Consider the following 15,729-nt stretch of genomic DNA (forward strand, 5'->3'; position numbering starts at 1 on the left):
CGCAGCCGTCAGAGTCGTCTTGCCGTGGTCAACGTGACCGATCGTCCCGATGTTGACGTGCGGTTTATTCCGTTCAAACTTTGCCTTTGCCATCGTGGCAACTCCTTAATTCATCGCCGCAATGCGGCCGCGGTGGGGGAAGGTGGGCGTTTCCGCCCACCGCCAGATCAGGCGTATTTCTTCTGGATTTCCTGCGACAGGTTCTCCGGCACGGCGTCGTAATGGTCGAACTGCATCGTGAACACCGCGCGGCCCGAGGACATCGAGCGGAGGTTGTTGATGTAGCCGAACATATTGGCCAGCGGGACCATCGCGTTGATCACATTGGCGTTGCCGCGGGTATCCTGGCCCTGCACCATGCCGCGACGGCTGGTCAGGTCGCCGATGATGCCGCCGGTATATTCCTCCGGGGTCACCACTTCGACCTTCATGATCGGCTCCAGCAGTTTCGCGCCGGCCTTCTTCAGGCCCTCGCGCATCCCGGCCCGGGCGGCGATCTCGAAGGCCAGCACCGAGGAGTCGACGTCGTGGAAGGCGCCGTCGATCAGCGCGACCTTGAAGTCGATCACCGGGAAGCCCGCCAGCGGACCCGAGTCCATCACCGACTTGATGCCCTTTTCGACGCCGGGGATATATTCCTTCGGCACCGCGCCGCCGACGATCTTCGATTCGAACGAGTAGCCCTCGCCCGGCTCGGTCGGCGTGATGATCAGCTTGATACGGGCGAACTGGCCCGTGCCGCCGGTCTGCTTCTTGTGGGTATAGTCGATCTCGGCCTCGCGCGAGATGGTCTCGCGATACGCCACCTGCGGGGCACCGATATTCGCCTCGACTTTGAACTCGCGGCGCATACGGTCCACGAGGATGTCGAGGTGAAGTTCGCCCATGCCCTTCATGATGGTCTGACCCGACTCGAAGTTGGTCTCGACCCGGAACGAGGGATCCTCGGCCGCCAGACGTGCCAGCGCGATGCCCATCTTCTCCTGGTCGGCCTTCGACTTCGGCTCGACGGCGATCTCGATCACCGGCTCGGGGAAGGTCATGGTCTCAAGGACCACGGGCTTCGCCGGATCGCAGAGCGTGTCGCCGGTGGTGGTCTCTTTCAGACCGGCCAGAGCGATGATGTCGCCTGCGAAAGCCTCGTCGATTTCCTCACGCTGGATGGCGTGCATCATCATCATCCGGCCGACGCGCTCTTTCTTGCCTTTGGTGGCATTCATGAGCTGGTCGCCCTTCTTCATCACGCCGGAATAGATCCGGGTGAAGGTCAGCGAGCCGACGAAGGGGTCGTTCATGATCTTGAACGCCAGAGCCGAGAACGGATCGGCGTCGTCGGGCTTGCGCTCGATGTTGCGGGTCTCGGTCTCGTCACCCGGGGCGAAGCCCAGGTAGGGCGGCACGTCCAGCGGGCAGGGCAGATAGTCCACCACCGCGTTCAGCAGCGCCTGCACGCCTTTGTTCTTGAAGGCGGAACCGCCCAGAACCGGCACGAAGGCCATGGCGAGCGTGCCCTTGCGGATCAGCGCGCGCAGCGTGTCCTGGTCGGGCTCGTTGCCTTCCAGATAGGCTTCCATCGCCGCGTCGTCCTGCTCGACGGCAAGCTCGACCAGGGTGGCGCGGCGGGTTTCCGCCTCGTCCTTCAGTTCGTCACGGATCGGACGGTGAACCCAGGAAGCGCCGACATCGTCGCCTTCCCAGACCCATTCTTCCATCGTGACCAGATCGACGATGCCTTCCAGCTTGTCCTCGGCGCCGATCGGGAACGCGATCGGAGCGGGGGTCGCGCCGGTGCGGTCCTTGATCATGTCGAGGCATTTCTGGAAGTCGGCGCCGATCTTGTCCATCTTGTTGACGAACACGATGCGCGGCACCTTGTAGCGGTCGGCCTGACGCCAGACGGTTTCCGTCTGGGGTTCAACACCGGCGTTGCCGTCCAGCAGACAGACCGCACCGTCGAGCACCGCCAGCGAACGCTCCACCTCGATGGTGAAGTCGACGTGGCCGGGGGTGTCGATGATGTTGAAACGGTGCTTCGGCGAGGTCGGAGCGGTGCCGTCGTAGGTCTTTTCCCAGAAGGTGGTGGTCGCAGCCGAGGTGATGGTGATCCCCCGCTCCTGCTCCTGCTCCATCCAGTCCATGGTCGAGGCGCCGTCATGCGTCTCGCCCATTTTGTGGTTCTTGCCGGTGTAGAAAAGGATGCGCTCGGTCGTCGTGGTCTTGCCGGCATCGATGTGGGCCATGATGCCGAAGTTGCGATACAGATCGAGCGGATATTCGCGTGCCATATTACCCTCTTACCAGCGGTAATGGCTGAACGCTTTATTGGCGTCGGCCATCTTGTGGGTGTCTTCGCGCTTCTTCACCGCAGTGCCGCGACCGTTGACGGCATCCGACAGTTCGGCGGCCAGGCGCTCTTCCATGGTGTTTTCGTTGCGCTTGCGGGCGGCGGTGATCAGCCAGCGGATGGCGAGGGCCTCGCGGCGCTCGGTGCGGACTTCGACCGGAACCTGGTAGGTCGCACCGCCGACGCGGCGGCTACGGACCTCAACCGAAGGCTTCACATTGTCGAGGGCTTCGTGGAAAGCCTCGATCGGAGCGCGCTTCAGCCTGGCCTCGACGCGGGTCAGCGCGCCGTAGACGATGGACTCGGCGACGGATTTCTTGCCGTCGAGCATCAGGTTGTTCATGAATTTGGTCAGAACGCGGTCGCCATATTTGGCGTCCGGGAGAATTTCGCGCTTCTCTGCGGCGTGACGACGGGACATGTCTCTCTACCTCGATCTGATCACTTCGGACGCTTGGCGCCGTATTTCGAACGGCGCTGGCGACGGTCTTTGACGCCCTGGGTGTCGAGCACCCCGCGCAGGATGTGATAGCGCACGCCCGGAAGGTCTTTCACACGGCCGCCGCGGATCAGCACGACGCTGTGCTCCTGGAGGTTGTGCTTCTCGCCGGGGATGTAGGAGATCACCTCGAACCCGTTGGTCAGGCGCACTTTGGCGACTTTCCGCATAGCCGAGTTCGGCTTCTTCGGGGTGGTGGTGTAGACGCGGGTGCAGACCCCACGTTTTTGCGGGCAGGATTCCAGGTGCTGGGACTTGGACTTGCTCGGCTTGGCTTCCCGCGGTTTGCGGATAAGCTGCTGAATCGTCGGCATTCACGTTCCTCGTTTCGATACTCGCACCCATGCCTTGTGGTGCGCCGCTTCTCGACTGTGCAGTGCGCGCATCGCAAAGCACGAAACCGCATCCATCCCGGGCGGGAGGACGCGGCGGCTTCCCAGAGGATCGGGGCGCAAGGCCCGGATCATGACCAGATCAGGTTCTCTGAACCCCGGCCACGGGCGAGACATGCCCCCGGCAGGGATGTGCGGGCTATAGGGGGAATCGCCCTGGGTGTCAACCGCACCGCCCGGCGCCCCGCCCCCGGGCCACGGCCGCGATATCGCCCGCTCAAACGGCCCCGCGCCCGTGAAGGGCTGTGGCGGCGCCCGGGCCGCCTCTGACCGGGCAAACCGCGGCCGTCAGCGTCCTGGCGCAAGGGATCTGCCCGGCGCCGATGTCGTTCCCCGCGGGCGGTCCGGCGGGGGGGGCCAGGCCGCGGGCGAATTGAAAAGCCCCGCCGGATGTTCTCCGGCGGGGCGGTTCTTACGGACGGAGCCCGTCGATCAGTCGCGGCTTTCCATCTCGTCGATGGGCGAGACGCTCAGATCGGGGCTGGCGGTTTCCAGCGGAGCGGCCAGCGCCGCGGCCTCTTCGGCCTCGGAGCGGCGCGCCTCGATCACCGTCTGGTCGCGATCGGCCGCGATCTTCTTCACGCGGCTGGTCGCGCCGCCGGTCCCTGCGGGGATCAGACGGCCGACGATGACGTTCTCTTTCAGGCCCACCAGCTTGTCGCGCTTGCCCTGGACCGAAGCCTCGGTCAGCACGCGGGTGGTTTCCTGGAACGACGCCGCCGAGATGAACGACCGGGTCTGCAAGGACGCCTTGGTGATCCCCAGCAGGACCGGCTCGGCTTTCGCCTCGCGCAGACCGCGGCCACGGGCCTTGACGTTCTCCTCCTCCAGCTCCTGGCGCTCGACCTGCTCGCCTTTGAGCAGGGTCGTGTCGCCCGAGTCGAGGATCTCCAGCTTTTGCAGCATCTGGCGGACGATCACCTCGATGTGCTTGTCGTTGATCTTCACGCCTTGCAGGCGGTAGACGTCCTGCACCTCGTCGATCATGTAGTTCGCAAGCGCCTCGACCCCCAGGATCCGCAGGATGTCGTGCGGAGCCGGGTTGCCGTCCATGATGTAGTCGCCCTTCTGGACGAAATCGCCTTCCTGGACGGGGATATGCTTGCCCTTGGGCACCATATATTCCATCGGCTGAAGGGTCTCGTCCACCGGCTCGACCGTGATGCGGCGCTTGTTCTTGTAGTCCTTGCCGAAACGGACATAGCCGTCGGCCTCGGCGATGATCGCGTGATCCTTCGGACGGCGCGCCTCGAACAGTTCCGCCACGCGGGGAAGACCCCCGGTGATGTCCTTGGTCTTGGTGCCCTCACGCGGGATCCGCGCCACCACGTCGCCCGGACGCAGCTCCTGACCGTCCTCGATCGACAGAACGGCGTCCACCGACATCGGATAGGTGATCGGATTGCCGTTGTCGCCGCGCACCGGCTCGCCCGTGGCCGGATCGACCACGATGATTTCCGGCTTGAGATCGTTGCCGCGCGGAGCCGCGCGCCAGTCGTTGACGATCTTCTGGGTCATGCCGGTGGCATCGTCGGTGTCCTCGCGGACCGAGATCCCGGCGATGAGATCCTTGAACTTCGCCACCCCGGCCTTTTCGGCCACGATCAGCAGGTTGAAGGGGTCCCATTCAAAGAGCTTGTGGCCGCGCTTGACCTGCTCGCCGTCCTTGACGTGAAGTTTCGCGCCATAGGTCAGCTTGTGGGCCGCGCGCTCCTGTCCGGTCTCGTCGATGATGGCGATCTGCATGTTGCGGCCGACCACGATCTGCTCGCCCGCCACGTTCGACAACAGGTTGGCGTTGCGGAACTCGATCCGGCCCTCTTGGCTGGCTTCCAGGAACGACTGCTGGCCGCCCTGGGCCACGCCGCCGATGTGGAAGGTCCGCATGGTCAGCTGCGTCCCCGGCTCGCCGATCGACTGGGCGGCGATGATGCCGACCGCCTCGCCGATGTTCACCTGGGTGCCGCGGGCAAGGTCGCGTCCGTAGCACTGGGCGCAGACGCCTTCCTCGGCCTCGCAGGTCAGCGGGCTGCGGATGCGGACCGAGGGGACGTTGGCCTTGCCGATCAGATCGGCCCGGCGTTCGTCGATCAGCTCGCCCATGGCGACCAGCACCTCGTCGGTGCCCGGCACCAGGATGTCCTCGGCCGCGACACGGCCCAGCACCCGCTCGGACAGCGGCGCAGTCTCCTGGCCCTCCTTGACGGCGGCCGAAGCGGTGATCGCATTCTCGGTGCCGCAGTCATGGGTGCGGATGATGCAATCCTGCGCCACATCGACCAGACGCCGCGTCAGATAGCCCGAGTTCGCGGTCTTCAGCGCGGTGTCCGACAGGCCCTTCCGGGCGCCGTGGGTCGAGTTGAAGTATTCGAGAACGGTCAGACCTTCCTTGAAGTTCGAGATGATCGGCGTCTCGATGATCTCGCCGTTCGGCTTGGCCATCAGGCCGCGCATCCCGCCGAGCTGCTTCATCTGCGTCACCGAACCCCGGGCACCGGAGTGGGCCATCATATAGACCGAGTTCGGCTCTTTCTCGGCGCCGTTCTCGTCGTATTTGACCGCCGAGATGGTGGACATCATCGACTCGGTCACCTTGTCGTTGCACTTCGACCAGGCGTCCACGACCTTGTTGTATTTCTCGCCCTGGGTGATCAGGCCGTCGAGATACTGCTGTTCGAAATCGGCGACCTGGTTCTTCACCTGGTTGACGATATCCCACTTGTTGTCGGCGATGACCATGTCGTCCTTGCCGAACGAGATCCCCGCTTTGAACGCCTCGCGGAAGCCGAGACCCATGATCTGGTCGCAGAAGATCACCGATTCCTTCTGGCCGCAGTAGCGGTAGACGGTGTCGATGACGGTCTGCACGTCTTTCTTACGCAGCAGGCGGTTGACCAGCTCGAAGGGCGCTTTCGTATTCAGCGGCAGCAGATTGCCAAGCCGCAGACGGCCGGGCGTGGTCTCGTAACGCTTCCAGACGATATTGCCCTCGCCGTCCACCTGACGCAGGCGGGCGGTGATTTTGGCGTGCAGATGCAGCTCGCCGGCGGCAAGCGCATGTTCCACCTCGTCGATGTCGCGGAAGATGCCGCCCTCGCCGACCATGCCCTTGCGTTCCATGGTGACGTAATAGAGGCCGAGCACCATATCCTGCGACGGAACGATGATCGGCGCGCCGTTGGCGGGCGACAGCACGTTGTTCGTCGACATCATCAGAACGCGCGCCTCAAGCTGGGCTTCCAGCGAGAGGGGAACGTGAACCGCCATCTGGTCGCCGTCGAAGTCGGCGTTGAAGGCCGAGCAGACCAGCGGGTGAAGCTGGATCGCCTTGCCTTCGATCAGGATCGGCTCGAACGCCTGGATGCCCAGACGGTGCAGCGTCGGCGCGCGGTTCAGCAGGACCGGATGCTCGCGGATCACCTCATCGAGGATATCCCAGACCTCGGGGCGCTCTTTCTCGACCAGCTTCTTCGCCTGTTTCACGGTGCTGGAGAGACCTTTGGCCTCCAGCCGCGAATAGATGAAGGGCTTGAACAGCTCCAAAGCCATCTTCTTCGGCAGGCCGCACTGATGCAGCTTCAGCTCGGGCCCGGTCACGATGACGGAACGGCCCGAGAAGTCGACGCGCTTGCCGAGAAGGTTCTGACGGAAGCGGCCCTGCTTGCCCTTGAGCATGTCCGACAGCGATTTCAGCGGGCGCTTGTTGGTGCCCGTAATCACCCGGCCGCGGCGGCCGTTGTCGAAGAGTGCGTCCACCGCCTCTTGCAGCATGCGCTTTTCGTTGCGCACGATGATGTCGGGCGCGCGCAACTCGATCAGCCGTTTCAGACGGTTGTTGCGGTTGATCACCCGGCGGTAGAGGTCGTTCAGGTCCGAGGTCGCGAACCGGCCGCCATCCAGCGGCACCAGCGGCCGCAGTTCCGGCGGGATCACCGGCAGCACGGTCAGGATCATCCATTCCGGGCGGTTGCCCGATTCAAGGAAGCTCTCGACGATCTTCAGCCGCTTGATGATCTTCTTCGGCTTCAGCTCGCCGGTGGCTTCTTTCAGCTCCTCGCGCAGCGTCTCGGCGGTCTGATCGAGGTCGATCGCCGCCAGCATCTCGCGGATCGCCTCGGCGCCGATATTGGCGGTGAAGGCGTCGGCGCCATACTGGTCCTGCGCGTCGAGGAATTCTTCCTCGGTCATCAGCTGGCCATAGGTCAGATCGGTCAGACCCGGCTCGATAACGACATAGTTTTCAAAGTAGAGGATGCGTTCCAGATCGCGCAGCGTCATGTCCAGCATCAGGCCGATGCGCGACGGCAGCGATTTCAGGAACCAGATATGCGCAACCGGAGCGGCCAGTTCGATATGGCCCATCCGCTCGCGGCGCACCTTTTGCAGCGTGACTTCCACGCCGCATTTCTCGCAGACGACGCCGCGATACTTCATGCGCTTGTATTTGCCGCAGAGGCATTCGTAGTCCTTGATCGGCCCGAAGATGCGGGCGCAGAACAGGCCGTCGCGCTCGGGCTTGAAGGTGCGGTAGTTGATGGTTTCCGGCTTCTTGATCTCGCCATAGGACCACGACAGGATCCGCTCCGGGCTGGCCAGAGAGATCTTGATCTCGTCGAAGGTCTTCACCGGCGCAACCGGGTTGAACGGATTGTTCGTCAGTTCCTGGTTCATTTGATCTTCCCAATCAGGAGGCTGCGGTCAGAGGGGGGAGAGCCGGTTTCTTTGAAGAAACCGGCCCGGAATTTTTGAAAATTCCGGTCACTCCTCCTCCGCATCCAGGAGTTCCATGTTCAGGCCGAGGCCGCGGACTTCCTTCACGAGCACGTTGAAGCTCTCGGGAACGCCCGCCTCGAAATTGTCCTCGCCCTTGACGATCGATTCGTAGACCTTGGTCCGGCCGGCCACGTCGTCCGACTTCACCGTCAGCATCTCTTGCAGGGTATAGGCGGCGCCGTAAGCTTCCAGAGCCCAGACCTCCATCTCCCCGAGACGCTGACCGCCGAACTGCGCTTTACCCCCAAGCGGTTGCTGGGTGACGAGCGAATACGGCCCGGTCGAACGCGCGTGCAGCTTGTCATCGACCAGGTGGTGCAGCTTGAGCATGTATTTCACGCCCACCGTGACCCGGCGCTGGAACTTCTCGCCCGAGCGGCCGTCGAAGACATCCGACTGGCCCGAGGTGTCGAAACCCGCGCGCCGCAGGGCGTCGTTGACATCCGCCTCCTTGGCGCCATCGAACACCGGGGTCGCGATCGGCACGCCATTGGTGACGGCCCGCGCGCTTTCGATCAGATCCTCGTCCGAAGCCTCGCCGAAGGCCTCGTCATAGGTCTCGTCGCCGTAAGCCAGGCGCATCGCCTCGCGCACCGGGGTCAGATCGCCGTGACGGCGATAGTCGCCAAGCGCCTCGTCGATCCGAAGGCCGAGACCGCGCGCGGCCCAGCCCATATGGGTCTCAAGGATCTGCCCCACGTTCATCCGCGACGGCACGCCGAGCGGATTGAGCACCAGATCGACCGGGGTGCCATCGGCGAGGAACGGCATGTCCTCGACCGGCACCACTTTCGAGATGACGCCCTTGTTGCCGTGACGGCCCGCCATCTTGTCGCCCGGTTGCAGCTTGCGCTTCACCGCGACGAAGACCTTGACCATCTTCATCACGCCCGGAGGCAGATCGTCGCCGCGGCGGACTTTTTCCACCTTGTCGTCGAACCGCGCGTTCAGGGCGCGCTTCTGGGCCTCATACTGGTCGTGCAGCGCCTCGATTTCCTTGGCCTGAGCCTCTTCGGCCACCGCAAGCTGCCACCACTGGCCGCGCGACAGCGTGCCCAGCAGGTCCTCGTCGATCATCGAGCCAGGCTTGACGCCTTTCGGCCCCTTGACCGCCTCACGCCCCAGGACAAGCGCCTTGAGACGCGAATAGATGTTGCGCTCCAGGATCGCCAGCTCGTCGTCGCGGTCGCGCGCCAGGCGTTCGACTTCCTCGCGCTCGATTTGCAGCGCGCGTTCGTCCTTGTCCACGCCATGGCGGTTGAAGACCCGCACCTCGACGATGGTGCCATAAGCCCCCGGCGGCAGACGCAGCGAGGTGTCGCGCACGTCCGATGCCTTTTCGCCGAAGATGGCGCGCAGGAGTTTCTCCTCCGGCGTCATCGGGCTTTCCCCCTTCGGGGTGATCTTGCCCACGAGAATGTCGCCCGGCTGCACTTCGGCGCCGATATAGACGATCCCGGCCTCGTCGAGGTTGCGCAGGGCCTCCTCGCCGACGTTCGGGATATCGCGGGTGATCTCTTCCGGCCCCAGCTTGGTGTCGCGGGCGGCGACCTCGTATTCCTCGATATGGATCGAGGTGAACACATCATCCTTCAGGATGCGCTCCGAGATCAGGATCGAGTCCTCGTAGTTGTAGCCGTTCCAGGGCATGAAGGCGACGACGACGTTCCGGCCCAGGGCTAGTTCGCCCATGTCGGTGCAGGGGCCGTCGGCCACCACTTCGCCGCGCGACACCCGGTCGCCCACCTTCACCAGCGGGCGCTGATTGATGCAGGACGACTGGTTGGAACGCTTGAACTTGCGCAGACGGTAGATGTCGACGCCCGGCTCGCCCGGCTCCAGCATCTCGGTCGCGCGCACAACGATACGCTGCGCGTCCACCTGGTCGATGATGCCCGAGCGGCGCGCCATGATCGCCGCACCCGAGTCGCGGGCCACGACGGCCTCGATCCCGGTGCCGACGAAAGGCGCGTCGGATTGCAGCAGCGGCACCGCCTGGCGCTGCATGTTCGAGCCCATCAGAGCGCGGTTGGCGTCGTCGTTCTCAAGGAACGGGATCAGCGAGGCCGCGACCGAGACCAGCTGCTTGGGCGACACGTCGATCAGATCGACGGCTTCCGGCGGGTTCAGCATGAACTCGCCCGCCTTGCGGCTGGAGATCAGCTCGTCCTGGAATCGGCCCTCGTCGTCCTGGGCCGCGTTGGCCTGGGCGACGGTGTGGCGCATCTCTTCGGTCGCCGACATATAGACCACGTCATCCGTGACCTTGCCGTCGATGACCTTGCGATACGGGGTCTCGATGAAGCCGTATTTGTTCACGCGGGCGAAAGTGGCCAGCGAGTTGATCAGACCGATGTTCTGGCCTTCCGGCGTCTCGATCGGGCACATCCGGCCGTAATGGGTCGGGTGAACGTCGCGCACCTCGAAGCCAGCGCGCTCGCGGGTCAGACCGCCCGGCCCAAGAGCCGAGAGACGGCGCTTGTGGGTGACTTCCGACAGCGGGTTGGTCTGGTCCATGAACTGCGACAGCTGCGAGGAGCCGAAGAACTCGCGCACCGCGGCGGCCGCGGGTTTCGCGTTGATCAGATCCTGCGGCATGATCGTGTCGATCTCGACCGAGGACATCCGCTCTTTGATCGCGCGCTCCATCCGCAGAAGGCCGACGCGATACTGGTTCTCCATCAGTTCGCCGACCGAGCGCACCCGGCGGTTGCCGAGGTGGTCAATGTCGTCGATCTCGCCCTTGCCGTCGCGCAACTCCACCAGCGCCTTGATGCAGCTGATGATGTCGTCGCGGTCGAGCGTGCGCTGCGTGTCGGGCTTGTCCAGATCAAGACGCATGTTCATCTTGACCCGGCCCACGGCCGAAAGGTCATAGCGCTCTTTGTCGAAGAACAGCGTGTCGAACAGCGACGAGGCGGCCTCGACGGTCGGCGGCTCGCCGGGGCGCATCACGCGATAGATGTCCATCAGCGCGGTGTCGCGGCTCCAGTTCTTGTCCGCAGCCATGGTGTTGCGGATGTAGGGGCCGACGTTGATGTTGTCGATGTCGAGGGTCGGGATCTCGGTGATGCCCTGATCGAGCAGCGTCTTGACGGTGCCGCCCTTGACCTCGCCGTCGCGGTCCAGTTCCCAGGTCAGCTCTTCGCCGGCCTCGGCCCAGATGGCGCCGTTTTCCTCATCGACGATATCGCGGGCCACGAACCGGCCCATGATGTGGTCGAACGGGACCAGCAGTTCGGTGACCGCGCCCTCGTCCATCCATTTCTTGACCATCCGCGGCGTGACCTTTTCGCCCGCCTTGAGGATGACCTCTCCGGTGGCGGCATCGACCAGATCGTAAGCCGGGCGGGTGCCGCGCACGCGCTCGGGGAAGAACCTGGTGACCCAGCCCTTGTTCTTCACATAGCTGAAGGTCACGGTGTCGTAATAGGCCGCCATGATGGCGTCCTGATCAAGGCCGAGCGCATAGAGCAGCGTCGTCACCGGCAGTTTGCGGCGACGGTCGATGCGGGCGAACACGATGTCCTTGGCGTCGAATTCAAAATCCAGCCACGAGCCGCGATACGGGATGATGCGGCAGGCGAACAGCAGTTTGCCCGAGGAATGGGTCTTGCCCTTGTCGTGGTCGAAGAACACGCCCGGCGAGCGGTGCATCTGGCTGACGATCACCCGCTCGGTGCCGTTCACGATGAAGGTGCCGTTCGGCGTCATCAGGGGCATGTCGCCCATGTAGACGTCCTGCTCCTTGATGTCCTTGACCGAGCGGTTGCCGGTGGTCTCATCGACATCGAACACGATCAGGCGCAGGGTGACCTTCAGCGGCGCGGCATAGGTCAGGTCGCGCTGCATGCATTCGTCGACGTCGTATTTCGGCTTTTCCAGCTCGTAGCGGACGAATTCGAGGACGGCGGTCTCGTTGAAATCCTTGATCGGGAAAACCGACTGGAACGTGCCCTGAATGCCTTCGTCGTCCTGCGGCCTGTCGGAATCACCCGATTGCAGGAACAGATCGTAAGAGGATTTCTGAACCTCGATAAGGTTCGGCATTTCGAGGACTTCGCGGATCTTGCCGTAATACCGGCGGATGCGCTTCTGGCCAACGTAAGCTTGCGCCATGCTCGTGGTCACCTTTCATCGTTTCGCCGGCGCGCGTCCCGTCGGGGCACGGGCACACGCCAACTGGCGAGAGGGGATGTGCGGTTCCATACCTGCCACCTGTCCCGTCAGGCGGCTCCCGAACCGTGTCATCGCACCCGGAGAGGGGATCTTGAGAAAAATCACCTTTCAGGACGCGAACGGCAGGGGGCGGAATTCTCCGCCCCCTGCCCTGAAATCACACCTGCGGGAAAACCCGCACAGGCGATTACTTGAGCTCGACCTTCGCGCCGGCTGCTTCGAGCTTTTTCTTGAGCTCTTCGGCTTCGGTCTTGGCCACGGCTTCCTTGATCTTGCCGCCGGCTTCGACCAGGTTCTTGGCTTCCACGAGGCCGAGGCCGGTGATGCCGCGCACTTCCTTGATCACGTTGATCTTGTTGGCACCGGCTTCGACCAGAACGACGTCGAATTCGGTCTTTTCTTCTTCGGCAGCAGCAGCCGGGCCAGCGGCCGGGCCGGCCATCATCACAGCGCCGCCAGCGGCGGGCTCGATGCCGTATTCTTCTTTCAGGATGGTTTTCAGTTCCTGAGCCTGCAGCAGGGTCAGACCGACGATTTGTTCGGCGAGAGCTTTGAGATCAGCCATTTTTCAGTTCCGTTCAGTTAAGATGGGTTCCAACGACGATTGGATCAACCCTACGAAAAACATTAGGACAGCACCGGGCCTCAGGCCGCGGCTTTGTCCTCGATGGTCGACAGGATGCCAGCGATGTTCGAGGCAGGCGCGCCAATGGCCCCGGCGATGTTCGAAGCGGGCGCACCGATGCACGACACGATCTGAGCGATAAGCTCTTCGCGCGACGGCAGGGCTGCGACGGCTTTGACACCGGCCTGGTCCAGAACCGAGTCGCCCATAGCCCCGCCCAGGATCACGAATTTCTCGTTGATCTTGGCATAGGCCTCGGAGACCTTGGCCGCAGCCACGGGGTCTTCCGAGAAGGCAAGCACGGTCATGCCCGTAAGCAGGTCACCCATCTTCGCAGAGGGCTTCCCTTCAAGGGCGATCTTGGCGAGCGTGTTCTTGGCAACGCGGACGGACCCGTTCACTTCGCGCATTTTCGCGCGCAGGTCCTGCATCTGTGCAACCGTCATGCCTTCGTAGTGGGCAACCACCACGACGCCAGAGCTTTCGAAGATCTGGCCGAGTTCCCCGACCACTTTCTCTTTCTGGGCTCTATCCACAGTTTCACTCCAAGTTTGGGGTTTCCCCCGCTCAGTTCATCTCCGGGCCAGGCCCGGAGGTCGGGTCCGGATATGGTCCCGAGATGATCGCCCCGGGGAAGGCCCCGGAATTCGTCTCAGTTCCCATCTCAGGCAGGACTTAAGCCTTGCGGCACCCGCCGTCTCGGACGACGTGCCCGGCCCGCGAGAATCGCAGGCTGAGACACAGGGGCGTCGTATAGGACGGCGCGCAGGATTTGCCAAGAGCGGTTTCGCCGTTTCGGCGTCGTTCCCCGCGGGAGGGCAGCCAGAACGGTAAAGAAGCCGGAGCAGCGGCTAAGGGGCGATCTCCGACAGGCTGCGGCGCAGGCGCTTGATCCGCTTGCGTTGCAGCCCGGCGATGGCCGGATCCCCGGAGGGATGCCGCTCCAGGATCCGAAACACGCTTTCCTCCCGGTCTTGCGCGCCGCTGCTTCTGCGCGTTGTTTTGTCGGCTTCGCGCTTGTGATACCGGCTACCTTGGAAATTGCAGTGCCGCAGCGGCAGCCGGCCAGTGAGGGAAAGCAGGTAGTCCCAGTCCTCGACTTGTTTCAGCGAGGGATCGAAACGCAGATCGCCAAGCGCAGCGGGCACGAAATAGGCCCCGATCGGGATGAAATTGCGCAGAGGCAGAAGGGCAGGATCGTGGCGCCCGAGGCCATGACGGACGACCTTCTGCACCTCTCCGTCATGACTTTCCCGCACCACATGGTAGTTGCAATAGGGAATGGCATTCGTGCAGCCGGCCAGATGCGGCTCGGCCTGGGCCAGATAGTCCGGCGCGAAAGTGTCGTCGTCATCGAGGAATACGAACCAATCCGCCATGGTGGTCTCGATTCCGAGATTGCGCGTCCCGGCGGGTCCACGAAGATGGGGGACGGACAGGAAAACGTCCTGCGGGCGCAGCGTTTCGGCCGCCACCCTTCGGACCTCTCTGTCGCCGTCGTCATTGCACAGGATAATCCTGGTGGGTGGGCGCGTCTGCACCATCAACGATCCGAGGCAGCGGGCCAGCAGTTCTGGTCGACCATGGCTGGTCACGATCACGTCGATCTTCATCGCTTCCCCCGGATATGGCGACGCCGCCGCTCTCCGGTCAGGAGAACGGCGGCGCCATTCGGTTACGACTGCTCTCAGCCTGCCGCTGTGGTGGCCAGATCGAGCGAGACGCCCGGCCCCATGGTCGAGGACAGCGAGACCTTCTTCACATAGGTGCCCTTGGCGCCCGCCGGTTTCGCGCGGGTCACCGCATCGACAAAGGCGCGGACGTTCTCGGCCAGCTTCTCGTCGCTGAACGAGACCTTGCCGATCCCGGCATGGATCACCCCGGCCTTTTCGACCTTGAACTGGACTTCGCCGCCCTTGGCGTTCTTCACCGCGGTGCCGACATCCATGGTCACGGTGCCGACCTTGGGGTTCGGCATCAGGTTGCGCGGGCCCAGCACCTTGCCCAGACGGCCGACCAGCGGCATCATGTCCGGCGTGGCGATGCAGCGGTCGAAATCGAGCATGCCGCCCTGGATCTTCTCCAGCAGGTCTTCGGCACCGACGATCTCGGCCCCGGCGGCCTTGGCCTCATCGGCCTTGGCGCCACGGGCGAAGACGGCGACGCGCACGGTCTTGCCGGTGCCGTTCGGCAGTTGCACCACGCCGCGGACCATCTGGTCGGCGTGACGCGGGTCGACGCCCAGGTTCATCGCGATTTCCAGCGTCTCGTCGAATTTCGCCGAGGCTGCGGATTTGATCAGGGCGACAGCAGCTTCCACGGCCAGGTTTTCCTTGCCGGCGAACGCTTCCTGAGCCTTCTTCACACGTTTTGCGAGTTTTGCCATGGTGATCAGCCCTTCACATCAATGCCGCAGGACTTGGCCGAGCCAAGCACGATCTTCATGGCCGCCTCGACGGAATTGGCGTTCAGATCCTTCATCTTGCTCTCGGCGATCTTGCGCAGCTGTGCCGCGGTGATCGTGCCGGCCACGGTGCGGCCGGGCTTGTCCGAGCCCTTGGTGCGGTTGCGCTTGCCCACCGGCTTCAGACCCGCGGCTTCCTTCACGAGGAACGAGGCCGGCGGCGTCTTCAGCTCGATGCTGAAAGACTTGTCCTGGTAATAGGTGATGATGGTCGGGATCGGGGTGCCCGGCGCGAAATCAGCCGATTTCGCGTTGAATTCCTTGACGAACATCATGATGTTCAGGCCGCGCTGACCCAGAGCCGGGCCGACGGGGGGCGACGGGTTCGCCTGTTGTGCTTTCACCTGCAGCTTGAGGCTGCCCATGATCTTCTTGGCCATCTGGCCTTCTCCTTGTCACTCGGCACCCCTGACGGGGCGCGGTTTAGCGGTCCGGTCCGTCACCTGGTGAACC

11 protein-coding genes are annotated in these 15,729 nt (G+C 63.6%); all 11 read right to left on the reverse strand.

Features of this window, described 5'->3' with window-relative positions; genetic code table 11:
- On the reverse strand, positions 1-93 hold a 93-nt coding region (locus XINFAN_RS04045), incomplete at its 3' end, for a GTP-binding protein (RefSeq protein ID WP_018590913.1).
- Between the two features lie 74 nt (positions 94-167).
- Positions 168-2,285: an elongation factor G gene (fusA, locus tag XINFAN_RS04050; RefSeq protein WP_124085209.1), complete on the reverse strand. Its 2,118-nt coding sequence runs from the start codon at positions 2,283-2,285 to the stop codon at positions 168-170.
- Positions 2,286-2,294: 9 nt separating this feature from the next.
- On the reverse strand, positions 2,295-2,765 hold the full coding sequence (gene rpsG / locus XINFAN_RS04055; RefSeq protein ID WP_124085210.1) for a 30S ribosomal protein S7: 471 nt from the start codon (positions 2,763-2,765) through the stop codon (positions 2,295-2,297).
- Between the two features lie 20 nt (positions 2,766-2,785).
- Positions 2,786-3,157, reverse strand: a complete 372-nt coding sequence (gene rpsL, locus XINFAN_RS04060; RefSeq protein WP_124085211.1) for a 30S ribosomal protein S12 — start codon at positions 3,155-3,157, stop codon at positions 2,786-2,788.
- A 510-nt stretch (positions 3,158-3,667) separates the two neighbouring features.
- Positions 3,668-7,906 carry a DNA-directed RNA polymerase subunit beta' gene (gene rpoC, locus XINFAN_RS04065; protein WP_124085212.1) on the reverse strand — a complete coding sequence of 1,413 codons (4,239 nt, stop codon included), beginning with the start codon at positions 7,904-7,906 and terminating at the stop codon, positions 3,668-3,670.
- Between the two features lie 87 nt (positions 7,907-7,993).
- Positions 7,994-12,127 (reverse strand): DNA-directed RNA polymerase subunit beta, encoded by a 4,134-nt coding sequence (rpoB, locus tag XINFAN_RS04070; protein WP_124085213.1) that lies wholly within the window; start codon positions 12,125-12,127, stop codon positions 7,994-7,996.
- Between the two features lie 247 nt (positions 12,128-12,374).
- The gene (gene rplL, locus XINFAN_RS04075; protein WP_124085214.1) at positions 12,375-12,752 is read right to left on the reverse strand and encodes a 50S ribosomal protein L7/L12; all 378 of its coding nucleotides are present in this window, start codon (positions 12,750-12,752) and stop codon (positions 12,375-12,377) included.
- A gap of 80 nt (positions 12,753-12,832) precedes the next feature.
- Positions 12,833-13,348 carry a 50S ribosomal protein L10 gene (gene rplJ / locus XINFAN_RS04080; RefSeq protein ID WP_124085215.1) on the reverse strand — a complete coding sequence of 172 codons (516 nt, stop codon included), beginning with the start codon at positions 13,346-13,348 and terminating at the stop codon, positions 12,833-12,835.
- A gap of 315 nt (positions 13,349-13,663) precedes the next feature.
- Positions 13,664-14,425 (reverse strand): glycosyltransferase family 2 protein, encoded by a 762-nt coding sequence (locus tag XINFAN_RS04085; protein ID WP_124085216.1) that lies wholly within the window; start codon positions 14,423-14,425, stop codon positions 13,664-13,666.
- A gap of 74 nt (positions 14,426-14,499) precedes the next feature.
- Positions 14,500-15,198 carry a 50S ribosomal protein L1 gene (rplA, locus tag XINFAN_RS04090; RefSeq protein WP_124085217.1) on the reverse strand — a complete coding sequence of 233 codons (699 nt, stop codon included), beginning with the start codon at positions 15,196-15,198 and terminating at the stop codon, positions 14,500-14,502.
- A 5-nt stretch (positions 15,199-15,203) separates the two neighbouring features.
- On the reverse strand, positions 15,204-15,656 hold the full coding sequence (gene rplK / locus XINFAN_RS04095; RefSeq protein WP_124085218.1) for a 50S ribosomal protein L11: 453 nt from the start codon (positions 15,654-15,656) through the stop codon (positions 15,204-15,206).
- Positions 15,657-15,729: the final 73 nt, after the last annotated feature.

The sequence above is a fragment of the Pseudogemmobacter humi genome (genome assembly GCF_900609055.1).
Classification (GTDB): domain Bacteria; phylum Pseudomonadota; class Alphaproteobacteria; order Rhodobacterales; family Rhodobacteraceae; genus Pseudogemmobacter; species Pseudogemmobacter humi.

Excerpts from the sequence above, each read along its gene's own strand:
- XINFAN_RS04085 (WP_124085216.1), bottom strand. The coding sequence starts at position 14,425 with ATGAAGATCGACGTGATCGTGACCAGCCATGGTCGACCAGAACTGCTG.
- rpoB (WP_124085213.1), bottom strand. The coding sequence starts at position 12,127 with ATGGCGCAAGCTTACGTTGGCCAGAAGCGCATCCGCCGGTATTACGGC.
- rpsL (WP_124085211.1), bottom strand. The coding sequence starts at position 3,157 with ATGCCGACGATTCAGCAGCTTATCCGCAAACCGCGGGAAGCCAAGCCG.
- rpoC (WP_124085212.1), bottom strand. The coding sequence starts at position 7,906 with ATGAACCAGGAACTGACGAACAATCCGTTCAACCCGGTTGCGCCGGTG.
- rplA (WP_124085217.1), bottom strand. The coding sequence starts at position 15,198 with ATGGCAAAACTCGCAAAACGTGTGAAGAAGGCTCAGGAAGCGTTCGCC.
- rpsG (WP_124085210.1), bottom strand. The coding sequence starts at position 2,765 with ATGTCCCGTCGTCACGCCGCAGAGAAGCGCGAAATTCTCCCGGACGCC.
- fusA (WP_124085209.1), bottom strand. The coding sequence starts at position 2,285 with ATGGCACGCGAATATCCGCTCGATCTGTATCGCAACTTCGGCATCATG.
- rplL (WP_124085214.1), bottom strand. The coding sequence starts at position 12,752 with ATGGCTGATCTCAAAGCTCTCGCCGAACAAATCGTCGGTCTGACCCTG.
- rplK (WP_124085218.1), bottom strand. The coding sequence starts at position 15,656 with ATGGCCAAGAAGATCATGGGCAGCCTCAAGCTGCAGGTGAAAGCACAA.